Source organism: Mesorhizobium sp. M7A.F.Ca.CA.002.05.1.1, from assembly GCF_003998335.1.
GTDB lineage: Bacteria > Pseudomonadota > Alphaproteobacteria > Rhizobiales > Rhizobiaceae > Mesorhizobium.
Map to the genome: position 1 here is coordinate 1 of NZ_RZQI01000770.1, position 2,894 is coordinate 2,894.

Genomic DNA, 2,894 nt, shown 5'->3' on the forward strand with positions numbered 1-2,894 from the left:
CGCAGAATGGCGCGCAGCGTCGAATCGAGCCGCGACAGCGGCCAGTCCTCGGTCAGCGCCTGGCGGATGATCGGATCGATGGTCTTCTGGTTCTCGACGACACCCGCCAGGATGGCGCGAAACCATTGCGCATCGGCCTCGCGATAGAGCGCTCCGTCGACTTCCTTGCCGAGACGAAAGGCCTCGTATTCGGCGGTGATCTCGAAGACGCCACTGCCGGCGACATCCATCTGATAGAGCGCCTGCACGGCGGCAAGACGGGCAGCGCCGCGCTTGTTGGCGTGGCGCACCGCGGGCTGGCCGGGCGAAGCGGGTTCGCTCACGATCGCGCTCCCAGTTGTTCCTTGAGGGCAATCATGGTCAGGGCCGCACGCGCGGCAAAGCCGCCCTTGTCGCCTTCCGAGCGTTTGGCGCGAGTCCAGGCCTGGGCGTCATTCTCGGTGGTGAGGATGCCATTGCCGATGCAGACCGAGTCCTGCACGCTCAAATCCATGAGCGCGCGGCTGGATTCATTGGCGACAATGTCGAAATGATAGGTGTCGCCGCGGACGACGGTGCCGAGCGCGACAAAGCCGTCATAATGTGTGCCGCCTCCCGTCGCGCCGTCCAGTGCAAAGGAGATCACTGCGGGGATCTCGAGCGAACCTGGAACGGTGACGACATCGTAAGTCGCGCCCGCTTCATCGAGCGCGCTTGTCGCGCCGTCGAGCAGCGCGTCGGCAAGGTCGTCGTGAAAGCGCGCTTCGACAATGAGCAGATGCGCCTTCGCCTTCGGACGAATGAAGGCTTTGCCGTGTTGGGATGTGCCAGCCATAAAAGTCTCCGGGGAGTTGCCGGTGACTTAGGCCGAAGCCGGGTTCATCGCAAGCGGAAGATTGTCCACGACGCCGACGGTCGGCAGAACTTGTTGGGTTTCCAGTATTCAGGAGCCTGTAACGTGACGGTAGCGACGCACCGTATCGCGCAGACGATCGTTCACCGATCGTGGATTGATCAAGGCTTCAACGAAGACTCTGCTGTCGTTGACAGACAGATCGAGCTGCGAGTGCCCTTCGGTGTTCACATCGGCCCGCTCCTCACGCATCAACTTGTCTTCCTGCGTGGAATTCACCCTGTCCTTGGTCATCACAGCCCCTCTTTCGTCGCCTCCACCAGCCGCGCCGCGTAGCGGGCCATGGTGTCGATCTCGAGATTGACGCGGTCGCCGACTTTGCGCTCACCCCAGGTGGTCACGGTCAGCGAATGGTGGATCAAAAGCACGTCGAAGCGCGTGCCTTCGAGCTTGTTGACGGTGAGCGAGGTGCCGTCGAGCGCGACCGAGCCTTTTGGCGCAATGAACTTCGCCAGGTCGCGCGGCGCCTCCAGCGTGAAGCGCACGGCGTCGCCCTCATCCTTGCGCTCGACGATCTCGGCCATGCCGTCGACATGGCCCGAAACGATGTGGCCGCCGAGTTCGTCGCCGATCTTCAGCGCCCGCTCCAGATTGACCTTGGTGCCGGATTTCCAGCCCGAGGCCGTGGTCAGCCGCAAGGCTTCCTCCCATGCTTCAACCTCGAACCAGCGCGCATTCGAGCCGCTGTCGGGCAAGGCCGTAACCGTCAGGCAGACGCCGCCGCAGGAGATTGAGGCACCGATGGCAATGGTCCGCGGGTCATAGGCTGTGTCGATGCGCAAACCCACCCCTTGCCTGAGCGGTTTGACGGAAGCGACAGTGCCGACATCGGTGACAATTCCGGTGAACATCGGTGTTGATCCCTAAAAATCTCTTATCCACTCGGCGTAACTGTCTTCGCCAAAGCGCATCTCGCGCAGCTTGCGAAAACCTGCCGGGATATGGTCAGCGTCAACAGGCGATGCAATGCCGTCATCGCCGATCGCTTCCGGTCCCTGGAACAGCACGATGCGGTCGACCAGTTCGTCGGCCAGGAAAGCGCTCGCCACCTTGGCGCCGCCCTCGACCAGCACGCTGGCCATGCCGAGCGCGGCCAGATCCTCGAGCAGTTCCGGCAGCGCGACGCCGCCTTCATGGGTCTCGGTGCCGATGAAGCGGACGCCGGCGCGTTCGAGTGCTGCGCGCCGCAGCGGATCGGCCTCCAGGCAGGCGGCGATATAGAGCGGCACCCGGTCGACGCCCGAAACCAGCTTCGAGGCCTCCGGCAACCGGATCTGGCGGTCGAGCACGATGCGGGCAGGCGAACGGTTCTCCAGCCCCGGCAAACGCACCGTCAGGGCCGGATCGTCCTCAAGGGCCGTGCCGATACCAACCAGTATGCCATCCGCCTCGGCGCGCATCAGATACACTTCGCGGCGCGCGATATCTCCGGTGATCGACACCTGCCCACCGCCTTCCCTGCCGATCTTGCCGTCGCTGGAAAGCGCAAGCTTGAGAATCACTTCCGGGCGTTTTCTCAACGAACGAATCAAATAGCCGGCCATCTGCTCGGAGGCTTGCTCGGCCAACACCTTCTCGACCACCTCGACACCGGCGGCACGCAGGATCGCGTAGCCCTTGCCGGACACGCGCGAATCGGGATCGCTGGCCGCACCGACGACGCGCGCGACACCGGCATTGACCAGCGCATTGGCGCAAGGCGGCGTGCGGCCGTGATGGGCGCAAGGCTCCAGCGTGACGTAAGCGGTGGCGCCGCGCGCGAGCTCGCCGGCCTCGGCCAGGGCCTCGGTCTCGGCATGCGGGCGGCCGCCGACAGCGGTGACGCCGGTGCCGACGATCATCGGACCGTTGCCGTCATCGCGTACGATCAGCGTGCCGACGGACGGGTTGGTCGCGGTGCGCCCCGAATTTTTTCGCGACAGTCTGAGTGCCGCCGCCATGAAGCGGCGATCAAGGGAGGCCTGTTCGCTTGCAGTCATGCTCAGCTGGCTTCCTCTTCACC

The 2,894-nt window shown here is 64.3% G+C and carries 5 protein-coding genes; all 5 read right to left on the bottom strand.

Annotation, left to right across the window (positions count from 1 at the left end; all coding sequences use genetic code 11):
* Positions 1-323, bottom strand: a 323-nt coding sequence (locus tag EN939_RS28155; RefSeq protein ID WP_127270985.1) for a transcription antitermination factor NusB, incomplete at its 3' end; no start/stop codon positions are given.
* A complete protein-coding gene (gene ribH / locus EN939_RS28160; protein WP_127270987.1) occupies positions 320-814 on the bottom strand; it encodes a 6,7-dimethyl-8-ribityllumazine synthase in 495 nt (164 codons plus the stop codon). The genes EN939_RS28155 and ribH, both read right to left, overlap by 4 nt.
* Before the next feature lie 108 nt (positions 815-922).
* Positions 923-1,126, bottom strand: coding sequence for a type II toxin -antitoxin system TacA 1-like antitoxin (locus tag EN939_RS28165; protein ID WP_127270989.1), 204 nt, complete (start codon positions 1,124-1,126; stop codon positions 923-925).
* Complete coding sequence (locus tag EN939_RS28170; RefSeq protein ID WP_127270991.1) at positions 1,126-1,743, bottom strand: riboflavin synthase; 618 nt, start codon at positions 1,741-1,743, stop codon at positions 1,126-1,128. The genes EN939_RS28165 and EN939_RS28170 overlap by 1 nt, the downstream gene beginning before the upstream one ends.
* A 12-nt stretch (positions 1,744-1,755) precedes the next feature.
* Positions 1,756-2,871, bottom strand: coding sequence for a bifunctional diaminohydroxyphosphoribosylaminopyrimidine deaminase/5-amino-6-(5-phosphoribosylamino)uracil reductase RibD (gene ribD, locus EN939_RS28175; RefSeq protein WP_127270993.1), 1,116 nt, complete (start codon positions 2,869-2,871; stop codon positions 1,756-1,758).
* Positions 2,872-2,894 lie beyond the last annotated feature (23 nt).

Bases quoted from the DNA above. Each gene is read 5' to 3' on its own strand.
- EN939_RS28165 (WP_127270989.1), bottom strand. From the start codon at position 1,126: ATGACCAAGGACAGGGTGAATTCCACGCAGGAAGACAAGTTGATGCGT.
- EN939_RS28170 (WP_127270991.1), bottom strand. From the start codon at position 1,743: ATGTTCACCGGAATTGTCACCGATGTCGGCACTGTCGCTTCCGTCAAA.
- ribD (WP_127270993.1), bottom strand. From the start codon at position 2,871: ATGACTGCAAGCGAACAGGCCTCCCTTGATCGCCGCTTCATGGCGGCG.
- ribH (WP_127270987.1), bottom strand. From the start codon at position 814: ATGGCTGGCACATCCCAACACGGCAAAGCCTTCATTCGTCCGAAGGCG.